The organism is Terribacillus sp. JSM ZJ617, assembly GCF_044383785.1.
Taxonomy (GTDB): Bacteria; Bacillota; Bacilli; order Bacillales; family Amphibacillaceae; genus Terribacillus.
Map to the genome: position 1 here is coordinate 1,164,385 of NZ_JBISEQ010000001.1, position 22,807 is coordinate 1,187,191.

General features: G+C 42.1%; 26 protein-coding genes. 22 read left to right on the plus strand and 4 right to left on the minus strand.

Translation table 11 applies throughout. The annotated features are described in order from the left end of the window. Window positions 1-19 precede the first annotated feature (19 nt). The 7 genes from ACH6C1_RS05790 to yunB all read left to right on the plus strand — a co-directional run bounded on the left by ACH6C1_RS05790 (window position 20) and on the right by yunB (window position 6,361). Window positions 20-787, plus strand: a complete 768-nt coding sequence (locus tag ACH6C1_RS05790; RefSeq protein WP_374075588.1) for a DUF817 domain-containing protein — start codon at window positions 20-22, stop codon at window positions 785-787. Window positions 788-892: 105 nt separating this feature from the next. Further along, window positions 893-1,681, plus strand: coding sequence for an SDR family NAD(P)-dependent oxidoreductase (locus ACH6C1_RS05795; RefSeq protein WP_374075388.1), 789 nt, complete (start codon window positions 893-895; stop codon window positions 1,679-1,681). Between the two features lie 75 nt (window positions 1,682-1,756). Next, window positions 1,757-2,572, plus strand: coding sequence for a sulfite exporter TauE/SafE family protein (locus ACH6C1_RS05800; RefSeq protein ID WP_095224334.1), 816 nt, complete (start codon window positions 1,757-1,759; stop codon window positions 2,570-2,572). Window positions 2,573-2,586: 14 nt separating this feature from the next. Then, window positions 2,587-3,978 (plus strand): bifunctional metallophosphatase/5'-nucleotidase, encoded by a 1,392-nt coding sequence (locus ACH6C1_RS05805; protein ID WP_374075392.1) that lies wholly within the window; start codon window positions 2,587-2,589, stop codon window positions 3,976-3,978. A gap of 50 nt (window positions 3,979-4,028) precedes the next feature. Further along, window positions 4,029-4,331 (plus strand): YunC family protein, encoded by a 303-nt coding sequence (locus ACH6C1_RS05810; RefSeq protein WP_374075394.1) that lies wholly within the window; start codon window positions 4,029-4,031, stop codon window positions 4,329-4,331. Window positions 4,332-4,430: 99 nt separating this feature from the next. Beyond that, window positions 4,431-5,522, plus strand: a complete 1,092-nt coding sequence (locus ACH6C1_RS05815) for an HD-GYP domain-containing protein (RefSeq protein ID WP_374075396.1) — start codon at window positions 4,431-4,433, stop codon at window positions 5,520-5,522. Between the two features lie 53 nt (window positions 5,523-5,575). Beyond that, window positions 5,576-6,361 (plus strand): sporulation protein YunB, encoded by a 786-nt coding sequence (yunB, locus tag ACH6C1_RS05820; RefSeq protein ID WP_095224331.1) that lies wholly within the window; start codon window positions 5,576-5,578, stop codon window positions 6,359-6,361. A gap of 2 nt (window positions 6,362-6,363) precedes the next feature. Here yunB and ACH6C1_RS05825 read toward each other — a convergent pair whose 3' ends face one another. Beyond that, window positions 6,364-7,347, minus strand: a complete 984-nt coding sequence (locus tag ACH6C1_RS05825; RefSeq protein ID WP_374075399.1) for a M23 family metallopeptidase — start codon at window positions 7,345-7,347, stop codon at window positions 6,364-6,366. Between the two features lie 144 nt (window positions 7,348-7,491). Between ACH6C1_RS05825 and ACH6C1_RS05830 the strand changes: the two genes are divergently transcribed. The 3 genes from ACH6C1_RS05830 to ACH6C1_RS05840 are packed head-to-tail and all read left to right on the plus strand — an operon-like array spanning window position 7,492 to window position 9,007. After that, window positions 7,492-7,776 carry a YutD family protein gene (locus ACH6C1_RS05830; protein ID WP_095224329.1) on the plus strand — a complete coding sequence of 95 codons (285 nt, stop codon included), beginning with the start codon at window positions 7,492-7,494 and terminating at the stop codon, window positions 7,774-7,776. Window positions 7,777-7,800: 24 nt separating this feature from the next. Further along, window positions 7,801-8,253 carry a DUF86 domain-containing protein gene (locus tag ACH6C1_RS05835; RefSeq protein WP_374075403.1) on the plus strand — a complete coding sequence of 151 codons (453 nt, stop codon included), beginning with the start codon at window positions 7,801-7,803 and terminating at the stop codon, window positions 8,251-8,253. Continuing rightward, on the plus strand, window positions 8,240-9,007 hold the full coding sequence (locus tag ACH6C1_RS05840) for a TIGR01457 family HAD-type hydrolase (protein ID WP_374075405.1): 768 nt from the start codon (window positions 8,240-8,242) through the stop codon (window positions 9,005-9,007). The genes ACH6C1_RS05835 and ACH6C1_RS05840 overlap by 14 nt, the downstream gene beginning before the upstream one ends. A gap of 55 nt (window positions 9,008-9,062) precedes the next feature. Here the strand turns inward: ACH6C1_RS05840 and ACH6C1_RS05845 are convergent, their stop codons facing one another. Continuing rightward, the gene (locus tag ACH6C1_RS05845; RefSeq protein ID WP_374075407.1) at window positions 9,063-9,566 is read right to left on the minus strand and encodes a spore coat protein; all 504 of its coding nucleotides are present in this window, start codon (window positions 9,564-9,566) and stop codon (window positions 9,063-9,065) included. 107 nt (window positions 9,567-9,673) lie between these two features. Beyond that, a complete protein-coding gene (locus ACH6C1_RS05850; protein WP_095224326.1) occupies window positions 9,674-10,171 on the minus strand; it encodes a phosphatidylglycerophosphatase A family protein in 498 nt (165 codons plus the stop codon). Window positions 10,172-10,301: 130 nt separating this feature from the next. On the opposite strand from ACH6C1_RS05850, the gene ACH6C1_RS05855 reads away from it, so the two are divergent. The 4 genes from ACH6C1_RS05855 to thrB all read left to right on the plus strand — a co-directional run bounded on the left by ACH6C1_RS05855 (window position 10,302) and on the right by thrB (window position 14,599). Continuing rightward, on the plus strand, window positions 10,302-11,252 hold the full coding sequence (locus ACH6C1_RS05855; RefSeq protein WP_374075409.1) for a protein kinase family protein: 951 nt from the start codon (window positions 10,302-10,304) through the stop codon (window positions 11,250-11,252). 88 nt (window positions 11,253-11,340) lie between these two features. Then, window positions 11,341-12,636, plus strand: coding sequence for a homoserine dehydrogenase (locus tag ACH6C1_RS05860; RefSeq protein WP_366247475.1), 1,296 nt, complete (start codon window positions 11,341-11,343; stop codon window positions 12,634-12,636). 5 nt (window positions 12,637-12,641) lie between these two features. Next, a complete protein-coding gene (gene thrC / locus ACH6C1_RS05865; protein ID WP_374075412.1) occupies window positions 12,642-13,697 on the plus strand; it encodes a threonine synthase in 1,056 nt (351 codons plus the stop codon). Then, window positions 13,697-14,599 carry a homoserine kinase gene (thrB, locus tag ACH6C1_RS05870; protein WP_374075414.1) on the plus strand — a complete coding sequence of 301 codons (903 nt, stop codon included), beginning with the start codon at window positions 13,697-13,699 and terminating at the stop codon, window positions 14,597-14,599. The genes thrC and thrB overlap by 1 nt, the downstream gene beginning before the upstream one ends. A 118-nt stretch (window positions 14,600-14,717) precedes the next feature. Here thrB and ACH6C1_RS05875 read toward each other — a convergent pair whose 3' ends face one another. Then, window positions 14,718-14,942, minus strand: a complete 225-nt coding sequence (locus ACH6C1_RS05875) for a NifU family protein (protein WP_038564952.1) — start codon at window positions 14,940-14,942, stop codon at window positions 14,718-14,720. A gap of 157 nt (window positions 14,943-15,099) precedes the next feature. On the opposite strand from ACH6C1_RS05875, the gene ACH6C1_RS05880 reads away from it, so the two are divergent. The 8 genes from ACH6C1_RS05880 (at window position 15,100) to ACH6C1_RS05915 (ending at window position 22,681) form a co-directional block, all read left to right on the plus strand. Next, window positions 15,100-15,411: a YuzD family protein gene (locus tag ACH6C1_RS05880; RefSeq protein WP_374075416.1), complete on the plus strand. Its 312-nt coding sequence runs from the start codon at window positions 15,100-15,102 to the stop codon at window positions 15,409-15,411. Between the two features lie 73 nt (window positions 15,412-15,484). Continuing rightward, window positions 15,485-15,721 carry a YuzB family protein gene (locus ACH6C1_RS05885; protein ID WP_038564957.1) on the plus strand — a complete coding sequence of 79 codons (237 nt, stop codon included), beginning with the start codon at window positions 15,485-15,487 and terminating at the stop codon, window positions 15,719-15,721. A gap of 60 nt (window positions 15,722-15,781) precedes the next feature. Continuing rightward, window positions 15,782-16,645, plus strand: coding sequence for a diaminopimelate epimerase (gene dapF / locus ACH6C1_RS05890; RefSeq protein ID WP_374075419.1), 864 nt, complete (start codon window positions 15,782-15,784; stop codon window positions 16,643-16,645). Between the two features lie 58 nt (window positions 16,646-16,703). Beyond that, window positions 16,704-17,063 carry a HesB/IscA family protein gene (locus tag ACH6C1_RS05895; protein WP_095224319.1) on the plus strand — a complete coding sequence of 120 codons (360 nt, stop codon included), beginning with the start codon at window positions 16,704-16,706 and terminating at the stop codon, window positions 17,061-17,063. A gap of 165 nt (window positions 17,064-17,228) precedes the next feature. Next, a complete protein-coding gene (locus ACH6C1_RS05900) occupies window positions 17,229-18,260 on the plus strand; it encodes a tyrosine-type recombinase/integrase (RefSeq protein ID WP_374075423.1) in 1,032 nt (343 codons plus the stop codon). Window positions 18,261-18,349: 89 nt separating this feature from the next. Further along, entirely contained in the window at window positions 18,350-19,039 is a 690-nt protein-coding gene (locus ACH6C1_RS05905) for a hypothetical protein (protein WP_374075425.1), read from the plus strand. 525 nt (window positions 19,040-19,564) lie between these two features. Continuing rightward, a complete protein-coding gene (locus ACH6C1_RS05910; protein WP_374075427.1) occupies window positions 19,565-21,046 on the plus strand; it encodes a TOTE conflict system archaeo-eukaryotic primase domain-containing protein in 1,482 nt (493 codons plus the stop codon). 342 nt (window positions 21,047-21,388) lie between these two features. After that, entirely contained in the window at window positions 21,389-22,681 is a 1,293-nt protein-coding gene (locus tag ACH6C1_RS05915; protein WP_374075429.1) for a hypothetical protein, read from the plus strand. Window positions 22,682-22,807 lie beyond the last annotated feature (126 nt).

Here is a 22,807-nt window from a genome sequence, read left to right on the forward strand (position 1 = left end):
AACGTTAGCCTCGAGAATGGTGGGAGCACTGACGCAGCTTGTCCGTTTTGGGTGGGAGCAGGCTTTATCCTGTTTGTTTCCCGTCGTCATCTTTGCTTCTTTAGCTTTGACTCAAGTTATCCCGCTCCCGTTTCTGCCGCGATATGACTGGCTGCTTATCATTTGCCTTTTGATGCAGTGGCTGATGCTGCGTTCCGGTCTTGAAACACGGGATGAACTAAAGGTGATTACGGTGTTCCACTTTATCGGTCTTGTGCTTGAGCTATTCAAGGTACATATGGGTTCCTGGTCTTATCCAGAAGAAGGCTATTTCAAAATCTTTGGCGTTCCTTTGTATAGCGGCTTCATGTACGCAAGTGTTGCGAGTTACCTTTGCCAAGCATGGAGAAGGTTAAAAGTGGATCTCGTGAAGTGGCCGCCGTATCTTATTGTCGTTCCTCTGGCAGCTGCGATTTACTTGAATTTCTTTCTGCATCATTTCTGGATTGATATTCGGTGGATCCTATCCGGACTGGTACTCCTCGTCTTTTGGCGAGCATGGGTTACTTACGAGGTTGGTGGTATTCGTTACCGAATGCCGCTTGCGCTTTCTTTTGTACTTATCGGCTTTTTTATCTGGATAGCTGAAAATATTGCTACGTTCTTTGGTGCTTGGGAATACCCGAACCAAACGGAAGCATGGAGCCTTGTTCATTTAGGCAAGGTGAGCTCATGGCTATTATTAGTAATTGTCAGCTTTCTTATAGTAGCGACGCTGAAGCAGTTTAAGGGAAAGAACAACACATAAAATTATATGGCAAACTGTGCTTAGTAAAGCGAGAGGTATAATGTTTGACAGTAACAACCTCTGGGAACATTTCCTTTATGTGAAGAAACGAAGGAGATGAAGTCCATGAGTTACAATTTAGATGGCAAAGTAGCAATCGTGACTGGGGCCAATGACGGTATCGGATTGGAGACAATGAAAGCCTTCCTGAATGAAGGAGCAAAGGTTGTCGGTGTCAGCTTAACGTTGGATGATGTGCAGGATATTGCAGATCGTTCTTCCTTTCTGCCACTGGAGCTGGATCTGACAGATGAAGGAGCTGCTGACAAAGTGGTCGAGGCGGCTGTTTCTCATTTCGGAAAGCTGGATATCCTAGCGAATGTTGCGGGGATTGCTACCTATAAAGATAGTTTCATGGATGTAACATTGGATATTTGGCGAGAGACTTTCGAAACGAATTTATTTGCTGTAGTAGCATTAACGAAAGCAGCCATTCCAGAACTGAAGAAACAGCCTGGTGCAAGCATCGTCAATGTGGCGTCAGAGAGCGGCCATGTACCTGATTCGTTTGCAATTGATTACAGCGGAAGTAAAGCAGCTATCCTGAATTTGACTCAAGCCTTGTCTGATGAGTTTGGCGGAGAGATTCGAGTGAATGTCGTATCCCCTGGTCCGACACGAACAACGATGTGGAACAAACCGGGCGGCATGGTCGATATGCTAAGCGATATGTTCGATAAAGAAGGTGAGGATGCTGTCAGCTACTTCGCAAAGGAGGTCCGTCAGATTCCTCGCGGGGAGATCGGGAAACCGGAAGAGATTGCCAATGTAATCGTCTTTTTAGCTTCTGATAAAGCGACCTATGTCACTGGAGCAGAATTCCCGGTGAACGGCGGGTCGGTCAAATACAAATGATTTCTGTTATAATGGTATGACTGCTGTATGCAGTCATACTTTTTTATTACAGTTGAAAAGATGGAAGGGATACACATGGTTTTTGCCGTAAGTTTACTAATAGGGCTCCTTGCAGCCGCGCTTGGCAGTTTGGTAGGTTTGGGAGGAGGAATCATCCTCGTACCGTCGCTGCTGATCTTGAGCAACTTCTGGGATGAATTCAGCTGGGCTACACCACAAGCAATCGTTGGTGTGTCTGTCATCTTTATGATCTTTACTGGCCTGACTTCTACGCTGACATATATGAAAAGCGGACGGGTTGATTACAAAAGCGGACTCATTTTCCTGGCAGGAGGATTGCCAGGAGCTATTCTTGGTTCATTCCTGAATCGTTTTATCTCGGGTGATGGTTTTTCGTTATACTTTGGCATACTTGTACTGCTTGTTTTCTTTATGTTCTTCGTAAAACGTAAGGAACGTGAAGTGATTAATCCAAAAGGAATCATCGTTACAAAAGAGATTGACGGGACCACTTATACATATAGCTTCCGATTCATGGCGGCATTTGTGCTGTCTTTGTTCGTCGGACTGCTTTCTGGTATGTTCGGAATTGGCGGGGGCAGTTTCATGGTGCCTGCCATGATCCTTATGTTCGGTTTTCCAGCACATGTTGCTGTTGCCACAAGTATGCTAATGGTATTTTTCCTCAGTATCGTCAGTACCGTTATGCATATTTCCCTTGGACATGTGGAATGGAACGTTGTATGGGCCTTTATTCCAGGTGCGATTATTGGTGGGTTCCTCGGTGCGAGGATTAACCAGATGCTGAAAGGAAATACTGTCGTTTGGATATTGCGTATCATGCTCGTATTAGTTGCTGTCCGTTTGATTTGGGACGGTTTGTCGTCATAAAGGAGTAGAGAAGGATGCAGGAAAAGCTGACTATCAACTACACAAATGATTTGCATAGCTATTTCGAGAACTGGCCGAAGATTGTCGGCTATCTGAAGGAAAATAAACAAAAGCTGAAGGAAGCGGGCGAGACGTGCTGGCTGATTGATATCGGCGATCATGTCGATCGATCACGTCCGATTGCAGAAGCATTCCGAGGCAAGGCGAATATCAGCCTGCTGAACGAAGCTGGCTATGACTTCGCAACAATCGGCAATAATGAAGGAATCACACTAGATTATGATGACCTTTATCATTTGTACGATGAAGCGGAATTCCGTATTGCAGTCGCGAACCTTCATTCACAGTCCGAGGAGGATCCGAGCTGGATGGAGTCGTCCTGGGTGGTCGAAACAGCTGGCGGTGTAAAAGTCGGTATGATCGGACTGACAGCGCCGTTTCCGGATTTCTATAATCTAATCGGCTGGAACGTCCAGGACCCGATGGAAGTTCTGAAGCGTGAAATTGACCCGCTTCGCTCTTCTTGCGATGTGGTTGTTTTGCTTTCCCACCTCGGAATTTATGCAGACAGGGACATAGCTTCTGCTTTTCCGGAAATCGATGTGATTGTCGGCGGGCATACGCATCATTTGCTTCATGAAGGAGAATATGTGAACCAATGTCTGATTACGACTGCAGGCAAGCAGGGCTTTCATTTCGGAGAAGTGGAGATCATTTGGGACACAGAACAGGGATGCATTATCGACAAGCGAGCCAGGGCTATTCCTGTGGCAGATTTGAAGGATGACGCAGACACAGCGGAGCATGTTGCTGTTTATTCGGAAAATGCAGCAAAAGCAATGCATCGACCTGCCGTCGTTCTGCCAGATCCGATGCCTTGTGCTCCTTATGAAGATTCCCGTGCAATGGATCTGTTGACGGATTATCTGCGCAGATGGACGAAGGCAGATCTTGCTTTTCTGAACGCAGGGGTGCTGCTGGAAAGCTTTCCGGCAGGGGCGGTTTCTTATATGGATATTCACCGGATCTGCCCACATCCTATCAATCCGGCAACAGTTCCATTAACTGGAGAAGCGTTGGAACAAATCGTAAATGCTGCATTGCAGCCTGATTTTGTTTCATTCCCTCTTAAAGGATTCGGCTTCCGTGGGAAGGTCATCGGAAAGATGATTTACAGCGGACTGACGTTCGACATTACAGGAACAGAAGCAAAACCAGTGGCTGTAAACGTAAAGATACACGGTAAGCCGCTTGATCCTGCCAAGCTTTATTTAACCGCAATGGCGGATACCTTTACTTTCGGCAGCTTGCTGCCCAATATAAAGCAAGCAGAAGGCAAGACATATTTCATGCCGGAAATGCTGCGTGATTTACTTCTGGAAGCATTTCAGGAAATAGAAAAATGAGCAAACACCTCCGTTTCTCCTACATAGGATATAACGGAGGTGTTTTTAAATTGATGACTGTAGAACCTTTATTTCTAGAAGGCAAGCCTTTTACCGCTGTGACCGTCGTATTGCCGAAAACAACCTTGCTCGTTGTGTCGAATGATGTCGGCTATATTATGTGCGGCGCATTGGACGTAGATTTGCTGAATGAAAAGCTGGCAGATCGCAATATTATATCCGGCAGGGCGGTCGGAGTTAAAACGATCGAGCAGCTGCTGGCAGCACCACTTGAGAAGGTGACTGAAGCATCAGCAGCGTATGGCTGGAAACCTGGGATCATAGGTAAAGAAGCATTACTTCTACTGTCTTAAAAAAATTGTCGAAGCTTGCCTCGTCAATCTAGATTGTTTTCCGATTTTCTGGTACTATTTTATCAGAATGGAATGTCGGAGAAGATAAGGGGTACGTCAATGAGACTAGTTTCGACAAAATCGGTAAAGCCCGGCAGTAAGCTCGCTCAACCCGTATATAATGATAAAGGCAGTATTCTCATCCAGCGGGATGTGGAGTTGACAGTAAATATTATCGATCGCTTAAGAGAGCTGCGATATACCTATGTCTATATCCGAGACGACAGGCTGCAGGACATCGAGCTTTACTTCTCCACTTCCAATGAAAAACGGCTAAAGGCAATGCAGGTTATCCATAAGAGTTTTCAGGAAATCAAAAAGAGTGACAATGGACGTTATTTGACTGAAAAGATGACGGATAAAATTACGCATTCCATCCAGGAGATGGTCAGTAACCTGCGGCCAAAGCGTCAGACACTGACGATTCTTTCCGATATGCTCATATATGATGATTACATTTTCTCTCATTCAGTCAATGTAGCATTGTATGCGATGGCCATCGCCAATGAAATGAAGCTTCCGGTTTCCGTTGTGGAGGAGATTGGTTTCGGAGCAATCCTCCATGATGTAGGCAAGATGTTCGTCCCGCAGGAAGTATTGCAGAAAACCGGCAAATTAACTGACTCTGAATTCGAGCAGATTAAGGAACATACAACAAAGGGTTACCATTATTTGCGCAAGATGAATAATATCCCTCTGGTAGTCGCGCATTGCGCATACCAGCATCATGAACGGATGAATGGCTCCGGCTATCCGCGAGGCATCAGCGGATCCGATATTCATTTGTATGCGAAAATCATTGGCATTGCCGATGTCTTCGATGCCGTGACAAGCAACCGAGTATACCGGGATGCCATGCTGCCGCATGAAGGTCTGGAAATACTGTTTGCGGGCGCGGGGGATCAGTTCGATATGGAGATGGTCGAGGCTTTCAAGCGAAGCGTGGCAATCTATCCTACTGGTCTGACTGTCCGTCTTAGTGATGGAAGAACGGGTATCGTGATTCGTCAAAATGAAGATATAAATACGAGACCTATTATCCGTATTCTTCAGGAAGCCGATGGTACTGAACCTGAACCATATGAGGTAGACTTGTATGAACATTTGAATATAACAGTTGTAGCTTGTTCGACATCTGCTGAGATGAACTAGCTTATTCTAAGCCTCCTTGGTCAAGCATATGTTTGATTCGAGGGGGTTTTTCCATGCGTCCATGGCAGCGTAGAGCTACTAAAGCATCACCTTCCTTTCGTCATGTACTCCTGATGACCTTGCTGCTATTCCTGCTATTTACTAGTTTAAGCCTTTGGCTTGTGAATAGGGGCCTGGAGCCGACGCTTATGGCAATTGCTGAAACAAAGACAGAGCAGTTTGCCAAACAGGCGATAAATCAGGCTGTACAGGCAGAGAAGGAAGCGGATTTGGACTTGAACGCATTTGTGCAAGTAGAGAAAGATACTAACGGAAATGTGACACATGCCAGCTGGGATGCAGCGACAGTGAACGAAGTGCTGCGGAAAGTTACCTTTCGCGTCCAAAACTATTTGCGGCTGATGGAGGATGGCGAAATGCCGGCAGTCAGCGAGGAACAGCTGGCTGAGGAAGCAGCGGCGGATGTTATTCAGGAGAAATTGGAGGAAGATCCGACACTTGTCGAGATACCGCTCGGTCAAGCAACCAATAATGCTTTGCTTGCCAATCTTGGTCCTCGGATCCCGGTGAAATTCGAAATGATCGGTTATGTAGAATCCGGTGTTGATGTAAAGGTGGAAGAATACGGTATAAATAACGCAATGTTCGTCTTCATGGTCGAAATCAAAGCGAATGTCCGAATCATCATTCCATTTTCCACGAAGACGACAACCGTCACGCAGGATGTTCTGTTGGGAAGTACGGTAATTCAAGGGCAAGTGCCGGAATTCTATAACAATGGAGGAGAGTCCGGTTCATCTCCATCTTTCTCCATCCCAATGCAAAAGGAAGGCGAATAAATTCAGCCTTCCTTTTTTTGCTGTTTGGATTTTTGTTCCCATATCCGCAGATAAGGATATGGGTCAAAGGAAAACTCCGAGCGCCCGTTGTCTTTATACATGCCGTAATGCAAGTGGGGCGGAAATTTGCCGGATGTTCCAGGTGGTCCATAGCCGCTGGCACCTACATATCCGATCACATCTCCAGGTTTGACAACATTCCCGACGGAAACGCCTTTTTCGAATCCGTTTAAATGGGCATAGTAATGGTAGATATTATTGCTGTCACGAAGACCGATACGCCAGCCTCCATACAAATTCCAGCCTTTCAATTCAATGACGCCATACGTAGTCGCATATACCGGGACTCCGTAGTTAGCGAATATGTCCGTACCTTCATGAATTCGCCTGCCTCCAAATCCTCTTGCATCTCCCCATGTGTTGCGGTAACTGTAATTATGATGGAGAGGAAGCGGGAAGGAGCGTTTATCCAGTTCGATTGTTCCGAATTTCTCATATAGCTTGGCAGTATTCATGATCGTCTGTACGGTGAGATCGCGCTCATAATAATGCCAAAGGGCGATTTTGATATCGTTCTTCGTTGTCCCGACCCGCTGGATAAATGAAGCCATCGTAAAGAGTACATCTTCTGGATTGTCCGGATCGGCTTGCTTGTCTCCATCTCCATCACGTCCTAATCCTTGAAACCATAAGATAGAAGCTTCGTCTGCCTGCTGTCCGTGTGCAGCAGCCCCGAACCATTTTTCTTCCGGGATTTCGATTGCGATCAGTTTCTTTTCTTTGGATAGTGACGGAAGATTATGCTCGTACTGGTCGATTGCAGCTAAATAATACCAAGGAAGACCTGTGGCAGCTGCTGTTTTTTTGTAAAGCGCCATGCGATCCTGTTTTGCTTTATCCACGTTTTCTTCTCCTTTTGCATAGACGGAGAACGGGAAACTGCTTAGCAGGAGGATTAGCAGCATGGCAATGTGCATCTTTTTCATGTGCTGCTCACCTTTCCTTATACGTTTACTGTTAGTTTGTACAGAGATCAGAAATTCATGAGTCCCGATCAATAGTTGAGAGGAAGGTATGCGAAAATATAAAAGAAATATGCTACACTAGAAACAAGATAGGGGAGTCGATAGATGGTGAAAACAACAGTACAGGGCAAGCACTATGAAGTGGTGCAGGATGTAAAGGGAGCCTTTCAGGAACAGGCATTCCAAAACCGCTACAGCGAAATCCTGACGAAATATGATTACATTGTCGGTGACTGGGGATATGAACAGCTTCGTCTGAAAGGTTTTTTTGATGACGACAACCCAAAGGCCACCTTCGATACGAAAATCAGCACTTTGGAAGATTATTTGTATGAGTATTGCAATTTTGGCTGTGCATACTTTGTCGTGAAAAAAGTTCCGGCAAAGTAAACGCGCAAGAGAGGGGCAAATACGATGTACTTTGTGGATAAACGAAAGATAGAAGCAATCCTTACATATATGGAAGAACTGCTGGCAGCTGAGGTATCTCATTCTTCAGGGCTGACAGATAAGCTGGCTGCTGAACGGCGGGCGCAGCTCTTGATTGAAGGTATACTGGATACTGGCAACAGTGTAATTGATGGATTCATTATGCGTGATCCGGGAAGTTATGATGATATTATCAATATCCTTGCAGATGAAAAGGTGATAGCCGAAGACACTGCACCAGCCTTCAAAGAAGTGATTGCGCTGCGTAAAATGCTCACTGCTGAATATCAGCAGGTGAATCACCAAAGACTTTCGGATACGATGGAGAAGCATCACGATTTGCTTGGGCAATATATAGAGTGGGTAAGAGCATATCTGGTGGACGAGACGCGGACAGCTTCCGCTTTTTCAAGGGGCAGCCAAGATGAAAGCTTATGATGGATATCTGATTGATTTAGATGGAACGATGTACCTCGGTAAGGAGCGGATCGAAGCCGCGCCAGGATTCATTCAGAGACTAAAGGCGGCTGGTAAAAAGCATCTTTTCGTAACGAACAATTCCACGCGCACACAGGAGCAAGTAGCTGCTAAGCTCCGTCAAATGGATATCGCAGCAGAACCGGAAGATGTGTTCACGACGAGCATGGCGACCGCAGCATACATCCGTGAGCACAATCCAGCTGCCCGGGTATTTGCCATCGGGGAGGAAGGGCTGTTTGATGCCTTGGCGAAAGAAGAGCTCACCTTAGCAGAAGAAGATTGTGATTTTGTTGTTATTGGTCTTGATACATCGATCACATATGAGAAGCTGGCAAAGGCATGTCTGCTTGTTCGGGCAGGAGCAAAGTTCCTCTCCACAAACAGTGATCGAGCCCTGCCTACAGATGCTGGCTTAATGCCGGGAAACGGTGCGATGACAGCTGTCATTTCTGTCAGCACTGGTATTGAACCGACTTTTATCGGCAAACCAGAGAACATCATGATGGAGCAAGCAAGGAAGCTATTGGATATGGATAAGGAACAGGTTCTTATGGTTGGTGACAACTATTTGACAGATATAACAGCAGGTATCCGGGCAGGAATGGATACACTGATGGTTTGCACCGGATTTACAAGAAGGGAAGAGCTTCCTTCTTTAGACCCGAAACCAACATATACGATTGATACGTTAACGGAATGGGAATTCAAATAAGGAGCGGCCTCTATTGGAGGCTGCTCCTTATTAATTAAGCTCTTATATCAAGATGTCAGTAACCCATCTGCAGTGCTCTATTGGCATTTCTAATATCATTTTGCAGCAAACGCTCGAAGTTATATGCTGGGTAAAGGCCTCTTCTGTACATATAATCAAAGATTTGCGCATGCGTATCGATTGCCAGCTGTAATTGCTTTCTCAGCGTTTCGCGGAGACCAGGTGTAGCAGTTTCTGTGATAGCAATCGCATAATTCCGGACAGATGTCTTGGCGAAAAGAAGCAAATCACCGGCATAGAAAGCAGGACTGACTTGTCGTGTATCCGTTACCTCGTTGGGTCCGGGTGCATAAGGAAAAAACTGAAGCAGTTCATTCAAATTGTTCTCCAAACCTTTGATTGTCTGTTCATAAATGGAGCGAAGTTCACCGTCATTGATATTCCCAATGAATTGTTTCATTTTCATCAAGGCAATAGCTTGTGAAGCGACAAGTTCATGCAGTTCAAGAGTTTCATGCCATGCTAAATGGTTCGGATAGCCGGCTGTGGTATTTTCCAAAAGATTCCCTCCTCGTATACTAGACGTTTACACTATATTCGGGAATATACTGAATGGATACAGTTTTTATACACACAAAAAGAAGCAGCTAGAAAGCTGCTCCTTTGTTACCCATCAATATTTTCTTCATCGTTCTGGCTGTGTGCAAGTCTGCTCGCTGCTGCAGCCGCGATTGCCCCTACAATGTCGTCCAGAAAGGTATGGCATTCCCCGCTGCTTTTGTCATTCAGCTTGGCCAAAATACCGGGTTTCTGTTTGTCGATATAGCCATAATTCGTAAATCCTATAGATCCATATAAGTTGATGATGGAAAGTGCAATCACTTCGTCGATACCATACAGGCTTTCATCCCGCGCCAGGTTATCTTGAAGCGGCTGTTCCAGTTTTCCTTGTTCCGTTAGTACATCAAGCTGGATCCCTGTGAGGATGGCGTTTTGAACCTCTCTTTTGGACAATACACGTTCTACATTATAAATACACCGGTCCATCGTAAGGCCAGGATAATATTTCTCTTGCAGAAAATGTACAAGCTCTGCGATATCTTTTACTTGCACACCGCGTTCGATGAGCCACTCCCGCGCTTTTTTCTCTAATTCAGCTGTCATAAGATCACTTCACTTTCCTATGTATGATTCTCTGTTTAGCAGTATACCCTTCTAGCCTATGCGCCAACCATCAGTACTGGAACATGTTTCTTACATATGCATCATAAAATGAGACAGGAGGTGTTTGCTCGTGTTGCAGTTGATGCAGCAATATATTCCAGGTTTCAGCGGCAAGCCGGTATCCTACCGGAATTATCACGCATATCAGACAACAGATCGATTATATGTCATTATACCAGCAAGGACGGATCAAGACAGTTATTATGAATTGGCTGCTATCACTGTTTATATGCAAGAGGCAGGTTTTCCACGTCTTGCGCAGCCAATGCTGACAACGGATGGACAGATATTGACGGTCTATGAAAATACGGCGTATCTCGTAGTGGAAATGCCGCCGCCTTATCCAAGGGGACTTGATGCGCATGGGGCAGAGCTGGCAGCATTTCATCAGCTGGGTGCCGGATGTCCATTTGCGCCTGATACACTCTCCAGCTACGGAAAATGGAGTGATCTTTGGACTGCTCGTCTGTCGCAGGCAGAAAGTCTTTATTCAAACATGTATCAGAAACGGCCGCTTGTCCATGAAGAACGGATATTCCTGGATACCTTTCACTATGTTATCGGCAGGACAGAGCTTGCCATCCAATATTTGAATGAAACAAGCAATGAGTTCCGTTTTACGGACTATGATCAGCCGACCACGGTATTCACCAAATACGGTTCTGAACTGGCAGATACATATGTGCTGCCTCATAACATCATTTATGACCATCCAGCTCGTGACTTGGCAGAATTCACAAGGACTGCCTTTTGTAAGGAGGAGGAAGGGGAAACGGCTGAATTTCTGAAGTCTTATATGCAGCAGCGGCCGCTCTCTGTTTTCGGAATGCGGCTGCTGTATGCCAGATTGATCATGCCGCTTCATCTGTACGATCAGATGGAGAAAGGTCTGACTGGAAAAGCGTATGAAACTCTCATCATGCAGCAAAGCAAGTATGAGCAACGTTTAAGCGGATTATTCGACCGTATGCAAGTCGATGCGCATACTCTTGAGATACCGATATTGGAAAATTATTTGTAAAGTTGGTTGCGATAGCAGATTGATAGAGTTATAATGTCCTTTATATAAAAACATTTGTTTACTTGAGGTGGACAGGAGGCTGGATGAGATGAAACAAAGGATACAAATCGGCTTATGCGGCCTTGGCACAGTTGGAAGCGGTGTGGTTCAAATTTTGCAGGATCACCAGGAACAAATTCGGTATAAGCTCGGCTGTGAAGTGGAAGTAGCGAAAGTGCTCGTCAAGGATAAGGAGAAGAAGCGGGAGTATATCAGGGATGCTTCCATCCTTACGACGGAAGCCGCTGATATTACAGATAACCCGGACATTGATATCATTGTGGAAGTGATGGGCGGCATGGAAGATACATTTCAGCTGCTGGAACGAGGCATCCGGAATCGAAAACATATCGTGACAGCCAATAAAGACTTGATGGCAGAGCATGGTGATAAGCTGTTTACACTGTCCCAGGAATATGGTACCGATATTTATTACGAGGCTAGTGTGGCCGGCGGCATACCGATTCTTCGTTCACTCAGTGACGGTCTTGCTTCAGATAAAATTGAGAAAGTGATGGGAATCGTCAATGGAACGACGAATTTCATTCTTACGAAAATGACAGATGAAAACCTATCCTTTGAAACAGTGCTGGAGGAAGCGCAGGCACTTGGATTTGCCGAAGCTGATCCAACGTCAGATGTAGAAGGTCTGGATGCAGCCCGTAAGATGACTTTGCTGGCGAACTTGGCCTTCAAGATGCCAGTGGCATATAGTGATGTCCAAGTTGCTGGTATCACTTCCATCTCGCAGGAAGATATCGAGTTTGCAGGAAAACTCGGCTATATTGTGAAGCTGATCGGTATCGCTGCAATTGATGAGGGAAAAGTCGAAGTCAGCGTCGAGCCTACTTTGCTGCCGGAAGCACATCCGCTGGCACAAGTGAAGAATGAGTTCAATGCCGTTTATGTATATGGGCACGCTGTCGGGGAGACGATGTTTTATGGTCCGGGAGCTGGCGGTCTGCCAACAGCGACAGCAGTCGTATCAGATCTTATGGAGGTCATCAAGAATATTCGCTTAGGAGTCAGTGGTAAGGCATATGTGCAGCCGCAATATAAAACTGCTTTAAAGGATAATACAGAAAAGCACGCCAAATATTTCATTCGTGTTGAAGCAGAGGATCAGACAGGTGCATTCCATGCCGTCACAAATGTCTTTGCAGGCCAGGATGTCTCGTTTGCGAAAATCCTCCAGCTGCCGCATTCCAAATCAAAAACAGCAGAAGTTGTCATGGTGACACATAAACACAGCAAGCAGCAAATCGAAAACAGCATACAGCAGCTGGAGCAATTGAACGTCGTGAAACGCGTCATCAGCTGCTATCGTGTAGACGGAGAGGATTGAGAAGCATGGGATGGAAAGGTCTTTTAGAAGCGTATAAGAATCATTTACCGATATCAGAGGAAACACCAGCATTAAGTTTAGGAGAAGGAAATACACCTTTAGTAAAACTTGAAAAGCTGTCAGCAGCGTATGGTATCGAGGCCTATGCGAAAATCGAAGGAGCGAACCCGACGGGAAGCTTCAAGGATCGCGGTATGGTCATGGCCATTGCCAAGGCAAAAGAGGCAGGGGCGAAAGCAGTCATCTGTGCTTCCACAGGCAATACATCTGCTTCAGCAGCTGCATATGCAGCCCGTGCTGGTATGCGCTGCTTCGTCGTCATTCCAGAAGGTAAAATTGCACAAGGGAAACTGGCACAGGCTGTCATGTACGGAGCGGAAATTTTCTCGATCGAAGGCAATTTTGATGATGCACTGCGTGTTGTACGGCATTTAAGTGAAACCGAGCCGGTAGCACTCGTGAATTCTGTCAATCCATATCGTCTCGAAGGACAGAAGACGGCGGCCTTCGAGCTGTGCGAACAACTGGGACAAGCGCCGGATTATCTCTTCATTCCGGTTGGCAATGCAGGTAACATCAGTGCTTACTGGAAAGGTTTCAAGGAATATGAACTAGAAAAAGGATACAGTCTTCCAGTACTGAAAGGCTACCAAGCAAGCGGGGCAGCTCCGATTGTGCATGATAGGGTGTTCGACAATCCGGAAACAGTCGGTACTGCCATACGTATTGGTAATCCTGCAAGCTGGCAGAAAGCAACCGCTGCAAGAGATGAATCAGGCGGAACAATCGATGAAGTGACAGATGAGCAGATTATCGCTGCTTATCAAAAAATCGCCCGTGAGGAAGGAATTTTCGCTGAACCAGGATCTTGTGCTTCATTCGCTGGACTGCTGAAGGCGTTGGAGCAAGGTGAGGTGCCCAAAGGTGCAACAGTCGTTAGTGTACTGACTGGAAACGGATTGAAGGATCCGAATACAGCAATAGAATACAGTACTATCAAGCCGGTTGTCCTCCCGAACGAAGAACAGGTGATTGCAGACGCCATCAGGGAGCGGATGTAATGAAACGCTGGCAAATAAGCGTACCCGCAAGCACTGCCAATATCGGACCAGGATTCGATTCAGTTGGGATCGCTTTAGATCTGTATTTGGAGCTGGAAGTCCAGCCTGGTTCAGAGTGGGAATTCATTCCGATGTCGGAAGCTGTACAAGGACTTCCGGCAGGTAAGGACAATATGATCTATGAAACGGCCATTTATGTTGCGGATCGCTATGGATATAGTGATCTGCCGGCATGTACAGTCCGAATGAGTAGTGATATTCCGCTGGCTAGAGGATTAGGCAGCAGTGCCACCGCCCTTGTCGCAGGAATTGAACTTGCTGATTGTCTTTTGGCGCTTCAGTTGAGTGATGAAGAAAAGCTCGATATCGCTGTCAGTTTGGAAGGACATCCTGATAACGCAGCACCATCCATTTTAGGTGGGTGTGTAATCGGCTATTATGATGACAAAGTCCATTATGTGCAGACACTAATTAAGGATGTACAATTCCTGGCAGTTATTCCATCATTCGAGCTCGCAACAGCAGATGCCAGAGCAGTTCTTCCAGATCAGCTCCTGTATAAAGACGCTGTGAAGGCAAGTGGCATTGCGAATGTAGCCGTTGCTGCTTTGCTGCAGCAAAACTGGGAGCTGCTCGGAGAAATGTTGACGAAGGATCTTTTCCATCAGCCCTACAGGCAGTCAATGATTCCCCATTATAAGAAAATCGCGGACTCACTTCAGAAAGCAGCATATGGTGTCTATTTAAGCGGAGCTGGGCCGACAATGATTGCTTTAGTTGATGAAGCCCGAGCGGAGTCGGTTCATTCACACTATCAGAAATTGTATCCTGAATTTGAATGGCTTTTGCTTTCTTGTGCTGCCAAAGGGAGCTGCGCAGTCGAGTTGGCTATTGAAGCTTAACAAAACCCACAGAAACCGGATGATTTCTGTGGGTTTATCATTGTCGTTTATGGAATGTCTTGCGTATAAATAAAGAACCACGGGAAAGCTTTCACTTTTCCGTGGTTCTATCAATGTATTAGAATACTTGCTCGATCTCACGCACTCCAGGAACTTCTGCCATCAAGGCACGTTCAATTCCGGCTTTCAATGTGATCGTAGAGCTTGGGCAGTTGCCGCATGCTCCCATGAGACGCAGACGCACGATACCTTCATCAACATCGACTAGCTCGACGTCGCCGCCATCACGCAGCAAGAATGGACGCAATTTATTCAAAACTTCTTGTACTTGGTTTTCCATCATCCATTATCCCCCTTACGATTATATATTCATTATAAATCCTTTCGGGCAAAAAATCCACGCTGGCTAACTGAGAAATTCTATCAATTAAAAAATAAATTCCAACATCGTGATTGTTACGGTAAACTGAAGCTATCAGTATACGAGAGGATGGAGCCGGATGACCACTAATATTACCGTTTATGGAGCTGATATTATCTGTGCAAGCTGTGTGAATGCACCAAGCTCCAAGGACACGTATGAATGGCTGCAGGCCGCATTGGCAAGGAAGTTCGAAAACAAACAGTTTCGATTCGAGTACATTGACATCAATGAGCCGCCTGATGAAGAAAAGCACAAACAATTCGCTGCGAAGGTAATAGAAGAGGATTTGTTCTATCCAGTTGTTCTTGTCAATGATGAAATAGCTGGGGAAGGAATCATTTCGATTAAGGCAGTCACGAAAGCTGTTGAAACAGTCAGCGCAACCTAGTTGTGCTGATATCCCGCCTTATGGTAGGATTATCACTTGATAGCGTTACATCCTAGAATAGGAGATGAGCGGGATGAATCCGATCATTGAATTTTGTGTTAACAATCTGGCCTCCGGCTCGCAGGCGGCTTTTGAGAAGCTGGACAGTGACCCAGGCCTTGATGTGATAGAATATGGCTGTACAAGCTTTTGCGGCATTTGTGCCCAACACATGTTCGCACTCGTAAATGGCGAACCGGTGACAGCTGAGACACCTGATGAGCTTGTCGAAAACGTCTACAAGTTCATCGAAGAAAATCCGTTATTTTAATTGGCCGTGCGTCTGCATTTCGCAGGCCATGGCTTTTTTCATAGTAGAGGAGAAATGACAATGGATATCCCTTTTGTAAAACTGCATGGCTTAAAAAACAGCTACATTTTCGTGAATCTCTTTCAATTCCAGCTCGAGGAGGACATGCTCGCACCGCTTGCGATTGCTGTTGCAGACAGGAATACCGGAATCGGATCTGACGGCTTGATCCTCATCCATCCAAGCGAAACATGTGACGTAGGCATGCGTATTTTCAATCTGGACGGCTCTGAAGCGATGAATTGCGGTAACGGCCTGCGCTGTGTTGCCAAATATGCTTATGAGAACGGTCTGGTAGAAAATGATACATTCACGATTCAGACGAAGGCAGGCCAAGTAGAAGCGCAAGTCCATGGCACAAAAGAGCATGTGCATGAAGTGACAGTTGATATGGGAGCACCGATTTTACAGCGTGAATTGATTCCGATGCTAGGTGAGACTGGTCAGGAAGTCGTCAACGAAGCTTTTGAAGCTGGTGAAGAACAGCTTCAAGTCACAGCAGTGAGCATGGGCAATCCACACGCCGTATTCTTTGTCGATAACATTGAGGAAGCACCGCTTTATACCCAGGGTCCGGTTATTACCAATGATCCCAGATTCCCAGAAGGTGTTAACGTAGAGTTCATCGAAATGGTTTCCGAGAAAGAATTGCATTTCCGTGTATGGGAACGCGGCTCTGGTGTCACCCAGGCATGCGGTACTGGCGCTTGTGCAGCAGTTGTTGCAGCCATTCAAAATGGCAAAGCACCATACGGAGAAGAGGTAACCGTGCATCTTAGCGGCGGCGATCTGTTCATCCGCTGGGAAAAAGATGGTTCCGTCTGGATGCGTGGTGCTGCCGAGAAGACTGTATCTGGTATTTTTCACTGGGAGCACGGTGCTTGAGCATCAGCGTATAGGAGCGTATACTTACAGTAAGATTAGAATGGGGAGGTAACCTAACATGGTATTGAATATTACCGACAGTGCGAGCCTTCAGATCAAGGAAATGATGAAGGAAGAAGAAGCAGAAACTGTTTTGCTGCGCTTTGGCGTAAAAGGCGGCGGCTGCAGCGGCCTTTCCTACAGTCTCGGCTTTGAATACGAAAAGAATGAAGAGTTGGATACATTCGAAGAGGTCAACGATATCCCGGTCATCATCCGTTCTATGGACATTCCGGTTATCCAAGGCACGACGATCGATTTCAAACAAAATATGATGGGCGGCGGGTTCACGATCGATAACCCAAACGCCATCGTCAGCTGCGGGTGCGGTTCGTCATTCAAGACAGCGACGAATGCTGGTACGCCTGAGAATTGCTGATATATTGAGTTAGTTGTTCAGGGTTATTAATTACAAGGGGATTTGTAATAAACACAGTCCATAAAAACTGTGTTAACAATCCTTTAAATAGCAAACTAAGGTTGTAAATTACATGCCTTCTCGATAGTTTATGTCTAAAACATAACTGTTGGAGGAGGTTTTTTTATGTCTTTGAATAAGAGAAAGAAACGACAACCAGTAGGGAAGATGTCAAATCAAAGGGAATTTCCTGCCTTAACACTACAACAAGCGATTGATTTAGTCATAGCAGGTAAGAGTGCTGAGGGGTTGAGAGAAAGAACAATGAAAGATTATAGAAAGGATTGGGGTTATTTTATAACTTGGCTTGAAAGAAATTATGAAATTGAGACAGTAGATAAATTAACTCCTCACATATTTAGAGACTATATTAATTACCTTAAATACGATGCACCTAAATATCAAGGACACAAGTACATTCATAATGACCAAGGGCGTGGACTGTCTGATACTACAATCAATATCCGTTTAAGAGTCTACAGAGCAATGTTCAATTTTCTGGAAAGAGAGGAGTTAATCGAGGTAAATCCTATGTCTAATGTAAGGCTATTAAGACAAGATATAGACCTTACAAATTGTTTTACAAATGATGAGGTCAAAGAATTATTAAGACAACCAAACCAAAGAGATTATGTAGGTTTTAGAGATTATGTAGCAATGCTTTTATTATTGGATAGTGGTATTAGAGCTAATGAATTGCTTAGTTTACGAATAACTGATGTTGATTTTCAAACTAGGTTTATAACTCTTGATGGAGAAAGAAATAAAAATCGTAAGCCACGGCTAGTTCCAATATCAGCTCATACAGTGAAACTATTACTTCAATTAGTAAATGAAAATAAAAAGCACTTTTCCACTGACAGATTATTTTTATCCTCTTATGGTGAGCCTCTAGGTCAGAACCATTTTAACAAGCGTTTAAAATACTACGGTGAGAAGGCAGGAATAAAAGATAAAAAAGTCACTGCGCATGTTTATAGACATACGTGGGCAAAAAACATGACACTAAATGGTTGCGATGCTTTCACACTCCAAAAGATGGGAGGATGGTCAGACATTAGAACCATGAGAAGGTACATACAAATGGATACTGATGACCTCCGAAAAAGTCATGATATTCATTCTCCGGTAATGCAAATAATAAAAAAGACAAGATGAATCAAGAAATTATTGGAATAAGATACTTGTACTGTAAATAAGATGATACAATTGTAATAGGTAAAAATATATACGCGAGGAGTATTATTGTGGAGGTAAAGGAAAATTTAACTGAGAAAAAGCCCTTTTATAAAAAAAGTAAATTTATTGGTATCTTGGCATTGGTTATTATTGGAGTAAGTTTGACTTGGTATCTAATAAGTCAACACAAATCTCAGCAAGCAGCTGCGGAAGAAGAGAGGGAAAATCGAGAAGAAGAATATATAGAATTATTAAGTAACACAACCGATGCCATAAACCAAGTGAATGAATCGTCTAGACAAATTATATATATGTATAGTGACGTTTGGAATGTAACTATTGAAAATGATTTGTATGTAAGTGCGATTGCGGAATATTTAGGGGTAGAAGAATCAGTAGTTATAGATAATGTTCCTACAGATAAGATTAGAGTTAACCCTAGGGGAGAATACATTGGAAGAGGAGATTTTAATGCTGCTCTTGAAACGGTACGCAATGTCCTATTATCTGAAGGGATATATGATAGCATGGAAAATGCACAAACTACTATAGAAGACAACGTAAAAGAACTGAAAAATCCACCTGAAAAATATAGAGAGCTACATGAGGATTTTGAAGACTACTACTCGAATCACTCTATATATGTTAGTTTGGCTACTTCTCCAACAGGTTCTTATTTAACATATACAAGAGATACTAGTAATCTTTTGACTGAACTTGGTGGGCAGTATAGTTCGTTGGAATTAGAACTACCATAAAGCATAATTGTTGAAAAGATTAAATAAAATTCTGATTTTATCTAATCTAGGGCACATTAAGTATTTTTCATAAAGCATCTAGTTGATTGACTACTATATATATAAAACCCTATCTAAAATAGATAGGGTTTTAGTATTGACATTTTCTCTATATTATAGTATAATATAGAGAAAACCTCTTATTTATATAAACTTATTGACTATAATATAATAATACACTTAATCAATATCTTTTGTCAATAGATTAATAATAAAAAAGAGGAATGAATTTTGGAAAGGGGATAATTTTAGGGATTAACTAAATCATCTTTGGGTGATAGAAAGTGATTGTACTTATACACTGATTAGAGATTGATTGTAGGAACCTACAAAGTAATAGCGAATATTATCATACATTAACAATTAAGCAGAAATGAAGGGGTGTTTCTAAACATAAAGTTTTGACTAATTTGTAAGCGAATAATAAACGTGAATATATAAAAATATGGAACAACCTCTTTTTTCTTCAAGGAAAAGGGGATTATATTGAGTAATAAGGATAAAGAAATAATAAGGAAAATAAATGAACTTTACATAATGGCAAGATACCAATATTTAATTTTAGGTGAGCGTGGAAACTATCAAACATTTAATAGATATAAAAATTCTAATGTATATTCGTTAAATGATTACACAATTCAGCGGCATTTGGATGGGAAATTAACTTTAGGTGTTTTTGCTTCTTCATTCTATACTAAGTTTATATGCTTTGACGTGGATGTTGTAGATGAAAAACTAGCCAAATGGACAGTTTATCGTATTGTTGCATCTTTGATAGAAGTTGGAGTGCCAGAAAATGATATACATATATCTTTATCTGGCAATAAAGGTTATCACATAGAAATGCACTTTAATATACCAATTAAAAATGAAGTTGCTTATGAATTTTATCTTATGATATTGAATATGAGTAATTTGTTGAATATTGATTATGGAGAAGTAGAATATAGACCTAATGCGATGAAACAAGGAGTGAAAATTCCTTTAGGAATCAATTTTAGAAACAAAAGAAAAAAACGTTGTTGGTTTGTAAGTTATGATAAGGGTTTAAAGCCAATTAGGAATAAAAATTACATACTAAAAATCAAACAAATGAGTGCTGACGTTATTTATGATATTTTAGAGCGTGAACGCGACGTACTTGATGAGAGAGAAGTAATAGAAGTAGAAGAAACTAAGGGGTTTATTGATAACCAGTATACTCCTCTAAAGATATATGGGGAAAATATACAAGAACGAGAAACTATAGAGGCAATAGAAAGTTTATTGCAAAACGGTTTAACTATAACAGGAACAAGACACAACTCATTATTTAAGTTAGCAAAGTATTTTCGGCACCAAGGTCATACTGTAGAGGAGTGTAACTCGGCATTAATCGAATGGATGGGCGAACAGGACACGAGGTGTTATACCACTAAATGGGGAGATTGTGTCAAAGATATTGAATTAATAACAGAATATATTTACGAGAAAGAAGTAAATCTAACAGTAGTAAAAAAAGACTTATATATTACATATGATGAAACTAAAGAAATAATGAAATTAAAATCTAAGAACGAAAAGATTTTAGCATATTGTTTACTTGTACATAGCAAAAGATATGCTATTAAAAACGGTAATTTTTATATGACATATAAGCAAATGAGTGAGTCGAGCGGCTTAACTGAGAAAACAACAAGAAACTTAATAAATATACTTGAGGAAAATGGTTTTTTGAAAATAGTAGAACGTAATCGTCCTGATTATGATGGCAATGGAAAATTAAAAAAAGAAAAGAAACCAAACGTTTACAAAATTGATATTGAACTTAAATTAAAGGAAAATAAAACCCAATTCAAAATAGTGGATGAAGATTCAAAATATGTAGATTCATTTAATTCTTGTATACTTTTCTACTTTGATAAAAAGACAATAAAGGAAATGTTACCTAGAAGACAATATGAGAGTATTGTAAAGATAATCAGTTAATTGGCTTTTCTTGCGAAAAGCTCAATATTTAATTATCTATTATAGGTAAAAACGTACAGAGTAAATCTTTGATTAGCCTTAAGTTTAAAGATAGTTAATTAACTTAAATGGAAACATAATGCTAATCAAAGACTTAACATAAGAAACTATAGTTATGGGGAATACGCTTTGAGATACTATCTACGGATAGCAACTATTATATAATCTATTATAGGTAAAATCGTACATTTGAATGAGAAAAGAATATACTAGACATACTATCTTATTGTACTAACAGATATATTAATGTGTTTGCAATAACTTTAAGGCATTAAGGTAGACAAATATCGGGAGTTGTAAAAAATGGAAAAACTAAGAAAGTTTGCTTTGTCACTCCTTTATCATGCTAAAAGAATAGATATTACGGAGATTTCTGCTTACAGCAATAACTCTTTGAAGAATTTATTAGAGGTAGCCTTCGAACATCCTTTATACAAAGATATTTTTGAATTTGAACTTGCTGAGTCTTTGGTATGCTCTCATTTAGAAGATATTATTCCTCAATCAGAAAACAGATTTAGTACTAATGATGCTGATGACCTTATAAATAATTTATATGATGGTTTAAAGAGAAATATTGCTGAAAATTGGATTGTTTTTCCTCTTAGAAATGCCTACTTAACTGAAACTATTAGATTTAAAGATTTTGTATTTATTGGAGGAAATAAAGAAGAAAAAACAGATGTTTTAAGGCGGTTAGGCAGAACTTCTATGGCAAAAGCAAAGTCTAGAGTGGAGCATACAACTAGGAAGTCAAAGCATTTTTTTGAGCATCCATTACTAGCAATAAGGGTAAGGCATCAATATAACTATGTATACAATATGGCGAGAAAATTTAGCTTTTATGCGAATAGTATCTTGCAAGCTCTCTATTGGGGACGAGTATATCCAAAATATGAATATCCTATTTTTTATAGTCCATTTGATGTGGGGAACGCATACCATATTTTGGTGTACGGTAAAGAAGATTGGCGCATTAATCATATGGCGGCTAACTTTGATACTACATGTAAAATAAATTTGGATTTCCTTCATGAAAAATCATACCGAACATTATACACTAAGATTTTTCATGAACTATTCTATAATAGTCATGAAAAAAGAATCACTTATAAATTTACTGTTGGATTTAAATTATTCAAAGAAGCAATTGACTTAGAAAGAAATAGGAATATTTATCAAGGCATTAGTATTTCATTGTTATTAATGACTATTGCAAGTGAGAATATATTATTAAAACAGGAAGATGCTAAACGAAATAAATTAGCTGTCTTATATTCAAGACTAGTAAGATTAGATGACGTATCAGATATTGAAATTGCAAGATTATTAAAAAGTGTATATAGCTTACGCTCAGAATATGTACATGCAGGAACAGAGATTCATAAAGATTTTAATCCTGACCTATCTGATGGTGTAACTACACAAAAATATGAACTATTCAGGAGGGTAATATCGCATCTATTGTGTGATACAGTATACTATACTAGGTTGGTTAATAGAAGAAGTGGTATTAGGGGTATATCGGAAGAAGAAATTTGGTCTGAGTATTTAGATAACCATTGGAGAAGAGGAAAAACTATTTTGAGAAGGTAAATCAACACACTTAGACTATTAATTCTAATGACACTTATTGATAACAATTAATCTTAAAAGCCTTTGTAAAGGCTTTTTTATTTGGATTTTTATAATGAGTTAAATAAGTCTAAATAATGCTTGTAT

Coding starts and splice junctions, on each gene's coding strand:
- ACH6C1_RS05885 (WP_038564957.1), top strand. CDS start 15,485: ATGAATCCGATCATTGAATTTTGTGTTAACAATCTGGCCTCCGGCTCG.
- ACH6C1_RS05830 (WP_095224329.1), top strand. CDS start 7,492: ATGGTGAAAACAACAGTACAGGGCAAGCACTATGAAGTGGTGCAGGAT.
- ACH6C1_RS05805 (WP_374075392.1), top strand. CDS start 2,587: ATGCAGGAAAAGCTGACTATCAACTACACAAATGATTTGCATAGCTAT.
- ACH6C1_RS05860 (WP_366247475.1), top strand. CDS start 11,341: ATGAAACAAAGGATACAAATCGGCTTATGCGGCCTTGGCACAGTTGGA.
- ACH6C1_RS05900 (WP_374075423.1), top strand. CDS start 17,229: ATGTCTTTGAATAAGAGAAAGAAACGACAACCAGTAGGGAAGATGTCA.
- ACH6C1_RS05915 (WP_374075429.1), top strand. CDS start 21,389: ATGGAAAAACTAAGAAAGTTTGCTTTGTCACTCCTTTATCATGCTAAA.
- ACH6C1_RS05840 (WP_374075405.1), top strand. CDS start 8,240: ATGAAAGCTTATGATGGATATCTGATTGATTTAGATGGAACGATGTAC.
- ACH6C1_RS05795 (WP_374075388.1), top strand. CDS start 893: ATGAGTTACAATTTAGATGGCAAAGTAGCAATCGTGACTGGGGCCAAT.
- ACH6C1_RS05875 (WP_038564952.1), bottom strand. CDS start 14,942: ATGATGGAAAACCAAGTACAAGAAGTTTTGAATAAATTGCGTCCATTC.
- ACH6C1_RS05815 (WP_374075396.1), top strand. CDS start 4,431: ATGAGACTAGTTTCGACAAAATCGGTAAAGCCCGGCAGTAAGCTCGCT.
- dapF (WP_374075419.1), top strand. CDS start 15,782: ATGGATATCCCTTTTGTAAAACTGCATGGCTTAAAAAACAGCTACATT.
- ACH6C1_RS05835 (WP_374075403.1), top strand. CDS start 7,801: ATGTACTTTGTGGATAAACGAAAGATAGAAGCAATCCTTACATATATG.
- ACH6C1_RS05850 (WP_095224326.1), bottom strand. CDS start 10,171: ATGACAGCTGAATTAGAGAAAAAAGCGCGGGAGTGGCTCATCGAACGC.
- yunB (WP_095224331.1), top strand. CDS start 5,576: ATGCGTCCATGGCAGCGTAGAGCTACTAAAGCATCACCTTCCTTTCGT.
- ACH6C1_RS05880 (WP_374075416.1), top strand. CDS start 15,100: ATGACCACTAATATTACCGTTTATGGAGCTGATATTATCTGTGCAAGC.
- thrC (WP_374075412.1), top strand. CDS start 12,642: ATGGGATGGAAAGGTCTTTTAGAAGCGTATAAGAATCATTTACCGATA.
- ACH6C1_RS05825 (WP_374075399.1), bottom strand. CDS start 7,347: ATGAAAAAGATGCACATTGCCATGCTGCTAATCCTCCTGCTAAGCAGT.
- thrB (WP_374075414.1), top strand. CDS start 13,697: ATGAAACGCTGGCAAATAAGCGTACCCGCAAGCACTGCCAATATCGGA.
- ACH6C1_RS05800 (WP_095224334.1), top strand. CDS start 1,757: ATGGTTTTTGCCGTAAGTTTACTAATAGGGCTCCTTGCAGCCGCGCTT.
- ACH6C1_RS05895 (WP_095224319.1), top strand. CDS start 16,704: ATGGTATTGAATATTACCGACAGTGCGAGCCTTCAGATCAAGGAAATG.